The following is a 4,378-nucleotide window of genomic DNA, read 5'->3' as shown; positions in this document are numbered from 1 at the left end:
CGGTCACGTCCACCACGGCACCGATGCGCGGCAGCAGCAAATCCTTTCGCGGCCGGAGGCTTCGAGCAGCAGCGTCGGCGAAAGGCCCGGCAGGCGCGCCGCGTCGGCAGGAAGACGGTGGCGCGGGCCAGCGCCAGGGGATCGCCGCGCGGGCGAACCCCTCCACCACGGCACCGTCCAGGAGGCCCTGCGCCAGAGCTGGCAGGAAAGCGGCGGAGGGGGGCAGGGTCAGGACCCGGGGCATCGGCGCGGTCCCGCTCAGTCGCTGGAGCGCCGGATCGCCTCCTCGGCGAGGGCGATGGCGTCGGGCGTGCCCACATGCATCCAGATGCCTTCGAGGCGGATGCCGAAGAGCCGCCCCGCTTCCGCCGCGGCGTCGAACACGCGGTTGAGTGAGAAGCGTTCCTCGGCGAGGCCCTCGAACAGATTCGGCGCCAGCACCGCGGCGCCCGCATAGACGAAGGGCGAGACCAAGCGCTCGCCGCGCCGGTCCAGGCGGCCGTGGGTGTCCATGGTGAAGTCGCCGAGCCCGTCATAGCCGATGGAGAGCGCGCTCGGCGCCACCAGCAGCAGCGCATCCATGCGCGCGGGATCGAAGGTTTCGGCGAGGCGCGGGATGTTGGGCTTGAGGCCCTCGATCCAGATGGTGTCGGAATTGATGGAGAGGAAAGGCTTGCCGCCGATCCGCGGCAGCGCCCGCACCACGGCGCCCCCGGTCTCCAGCAGCGCGTCGCGCTCGTCCGAGACGACGATGCGCGGCGGTCCCTGGCGGGCCGCGAGGTGGGCCTCCATCAGGTCCGCATGGTGGTGGACGTTGACGATGGCGGTGCCGATGCCGGCCTCGGCGACCCGGTCCAGGACGCGGTCGAGTAGCGTCCGCCCGCCGACCTTCAGCAGCGGCTTCGGCAGGGTGTCGGTGAGCGGGCGCATCCGCGTGCCGAGGCGGCGGCGAGCACCATGGCGGTATCGATGCGCGTCACGGGATGGCGTCCCTCGCTGGGGTCTGGTCCTTGCCTGCCTCGCTCATGCCGTCCTCGCCGTTCCGGGCAAGATCCTTGACGGGCAGCACGGCCTCGTACCAGGTCTTGAGCGACCGCAGGTCCGGGTGGCCGAGGCTGCGCGCCAGATAGCGCCGGATGCGCGGCAGGTGCCTCAGGTAATGGGGCTTCCCGTCGCGCCGATCAAGCCGCGTGAAGATGCCGAGGATCTTGCTCGCCCGCTGCGCCCCCGTGGCGGCATAGGAGCGGGCGAAGCTGCGGGTGTCGAAGTTCGGATCCTGCGCGCGGCGCTGCTTCACATAGTGGCTGACGAGGTGCAGCTCCAGCGCCTCCGGAACGTCGACGCGCGCGTCCTGGGTGAGCGAGACCACGTCATAGGCCGCCGGGCCGAGCACCGCATCCTGGAAATCGATCAGCCCCACTTTCCGCAGGCCCTCGCGTTCTTCCATCCAGATCAGGTTCGGCGAGTGGTAGTCGCGCAGCACCCAGGTCTTCGGCTCGGCCAGCAGCGGCGCCAGCGCGTTGCGCCAGAGCAGATGGAACTCCTCGCGCACCACCGCGTCCACCGGACAGCCGCGGAAGGGAAGATACCAGTCCAGCATGAGGTCCAGCTCGGCCAGAAAGGCATCCCTGTCGTAAGACGGCAGCGCATGGTCGATGCGCGGCGCCACCGGCAGCAGATCGGGCAGGACCCGCCCGTGCAGTTCGGCGAGCAGCTCGATGGCGGCCTCGTAGCGCTCCTTGATGGGCGCGGGCGGCGTGCCTGCCACCACGCCCTCGCGGCCGAGGTCCTCGATCACCAGCAGCCCGGCATCGAGGTCCGCCGCCTCGATGGCGGGGGCCGACAGTCCCTGGGAAATGAGGGCCCGGTCCATGGCGACGAACGGCTTCACGTCCTCGGCGAGGTGGACCAGGCGGCTGTAGGAGCGACCGCGCGCCACCGGCGGCGTCCGGCCGCTGGGGGGCGTTCATGAGGATGGCGCTGCGTCCCGGCAGCACCAGCTCGGTGTAGGATCGGGCCGAGGCGTCGCCCTGAAGGAAGCGCCAGCCGGCGGCACCGAAGCCGCTCGCCTGAACCAGTTCCTCCGCGATGGCCAGCCGGCGCAGGCGCTCGCCGACGGCGCCGTGGCCGGTGAGGTACGCCCGCCGGGCCTCCGGGCCGAGGTCCGGCGCCGGCGCGAGGGCGATGTCGAGCCGCTCCGGCGCGAGCCTGCCGCCGGCCCGGTCGGCCCATTCCACCAGCAGGAAAGCGTCGTCGCCGATCTCGTCCCAGCCGATCTCGTCCAGCTCCTCGTCCGAGGAAATGCGGTAGAGGTCGGCGTGCACCACGCGGCCGCGCGGCAGGTCGTAGCCGAGGATGATGGGAAAGGTTGGGCTCGGCACCTCCATGTAGCGCTCGCCCGCAAACGCGCGCACGATGGCGCGCGCCAGCTCGGTCTTGCCCGCACCAAGGTCGCCGGAAGGGTGATCGCGTCCCGCACCCCGAACCATGCGGCGAGAACTTCGCCGAGACGTGCGACCGCCGGCAGATCCGGCAGGTCAACCTCGAAGGCGTTGGGCCGACCCTGGACGCGGTGGAAGGATGTGCTCATTCCGCGGCCTCTCCGGCTGCGCCCTCGCGCGCGGCGCGCGGACCGGGAACAGGCAGGTGGCGAGCGTGCCGCGCCCGCCCGCGGCCTTCACGCTGACCGCGCCGCCGTGCAGCTCCACGAACGAGCGCACGATGGCGAGGCCCAGCCCCACGCCGCGATGGCGCGGCCCGGCGCTGCGGCTCTCGAAGCGGTCGAACAGGGTCTTCGCCACCTCCTCCGGCACGCCCGGTCCCTCGTCCCGCACGCTGAGCACGAGGCCGTCCGGCCGCCGCTCTGCGGCGAGGATCACGGACGCGCCCTCGGGCGAGACGGCGATGGCATTGGCGAGCAGGTTGAAGAGAATCTGGCGCACGCGGCGCGCATCGGCGGTAAATCGGCCGGCGTCGGAGGGGGCCGTCACCACGAGGCGCACCTTGGCCTCCTCCGCAAGGCCGCGCACCGCCTCGGCCGCGCCGGCGAGCGCCTCGGCCACGTCCACCTCGGCAAAGTCCAGCTCCATGGCGCCGGCATCGATGGCGCGAGGTCGATCAAATCGTCGATCAGCGCCCGCAGCGCATCCGAGGATTGGCGCATGTGGTCGAGATAGTCGCGCTGGCGGGTGCTGAGCGGGCCGGCGATGCCCTCCCGCAGCATGTCGGCATAGCCCACCAGCGTGTTGAGCGGCGTGCGCAGGTGGTAGGAGACGTGGCCGACGAAGGCGTTCTTCAGCTTGTCCGCCGCCTCCAGCGCCTCGTTGCGCTCCACCAGCGCCCGCTCGCGCTCGGCGCGGGCGCGCTCGATCAGCGCGCTGTCGGTCACGTCGCGGAAGGTGACCATGGTGCCGCCGTCCGGCAGGGGCTGGGCGCTGCCGTCCAGCACCCGGGCGTCGGGCCGCTCGATGCGGAAGCTCAGCGGCTCGCGCCGCTCGATGGCGGTGACGACGCCGCGGATGCGCGAGAAAGCCTGGCTCTCGCCGTGCAGCGGCCGGCACAAAGCGGCCACCGCATCGATGTGGGGCTTGTCGCCCAGCACCTGGGCGTCCAGCGACCACAGCGTCATGAACGCCTCGTTGTAGAGGTCGAGCCGCCCGTCCGAACCGAACACCGCCACCGCCTCGGCGAGGCCGTCGAGGGTCTCGCCCTGGATGCGGATCAGGCTGTTGTAACGGCTCTCCAGCGCCATGTGCTCGGAAAGGTCGTCGAACAGATAGGTGACGCCGCCCTCTGCATTGGGCGTGATCACCACGCGCAGCATCTGCCCGCCCGGCAGGTGCCAGAAGTCGTTGATCGGCTCGATGGCGCGGTAGGCTTCCTTCAACTCGTCGCGCCAGGCGCGGAAGTTCGCCTGCTCGGGCACCATGCGGCGCACCCGCAGGTCTTCCAGGATCTCGCCGTCCGACGGCCGCTGACCGAGGAAGGCGGGCGACAGATCGAACAGCCGCTCATAGGCGGCGTTGTGGAACACGAGGCGCGAATCGGCGCCGAAGATCGCCACCGCCGTGGTGAGCTGGTCGAGGGTGCGCCGGTGGGCGGCGATGGTGCGCGCGGTCTCGGCGCGGGCCGCCTCGGCCTCGCTCACGTCGACGGCGCAGCCGGCGGTGCCGAACGGGCCGGACACCTCCACGACGTCGAACTGGCAGCGCCGGCCTTCCGCCACGGCCTTGATCCGGCCGCGGAAGGTCCCTGTCTCCCCGGGCGGCTCGGCCGCCGCCGCGCGGTCTTGGCATCGAGCAGGTCGAGGCCGCCGGTCTGCGCGTCGTCAAAGCGCGGCGGCGCCGACCATGCGCAGGAAAGGCCGCATTGGCGTAAT

At 71.7% G+C, this 4,378-nt stretch carries 4 protein-coding genes and 2 pseudogenes; all 6 read right to left on the bottom strand.

Going from position 1 to position 4,378, the window contains the following annotated elements; all coding sequences use genetic code 11:
* Positions 1-244 (bottom strand): hypothetical protein (locus AC2W7M_RS20510; RefSeq protein WP_486134483.1); only part of this gene is annotated, 244 nt, incomplete at its 3' end.
* Positions 245-258: 14 nt separating this feature from the next.
* A pseudogene (locus AC2W7M_RS20505) lies at positions 259-959 on the bottom strand (nucleotidyltransferase family protein).
* Between the two features lie 17 nt (positions 960-976).
* Positions 977-1,939 carry an aminoglycoside phosphotransferase family protein gene (locus tag AC2W7M_RS20500; RefSeq protein ID WP_486134481.1) on the bottom strand — a complete coding sequence of 321 codons (963 nt, stop codon included), beginning with the start codon at positions 1,937-1,939 and terminating at the stop codon, positions 977-979.
* Positions 1,940-2,234: 295 nt separating this feature from the next.
* Positions 2,235-2,489 (bottom strand): annotated as a pseudogene (gene tsaE, locus AC2W7M_RS20495) (tRNA (adenosine(37)-N6)-threonylcarbamoyltransferase complex ATPase subunit type 1 TsaE); the annotation flags it as partial.
* A gap of 48 nt (positions 2,490-2,537) precedes the next feature.
* A complete protein-coding gene (locus AC2W7M_RS20490; RefSeq protein WP_486134479.1) occupies positions 2,538-3,089 on the bottom strand; it encodes a sensor histidine kinase in 552 nt (183 codons plus the stop codon).
* Positions 2,987-4,225, bottom strand: coding sequence for a PAS-domain containing protein (locus AC2W7M_RS20485; protein ID WP_486134477.1), 1,239 nt, complete (start codon positions 4,223-4,225; stop codon positions 2,987-2,989). Before AC2W7M_RS20485 ends, AC2W7M_RS20490 begins: the two co-directional genes overlap by 103 nt.
* Between the last annotated feature and the right edge of the window lie 153 nt (positions 4,226-4,378).

It is taken from the genome of Xanthobacter sp. BG11Y11_SDJG (assembly GCF_057364445.1).
The sequence above is the reverse complement of the archived record's forward strand: the minus strand, read 5'-3'. Positions and strand labels throughout refer to the sequence as shown.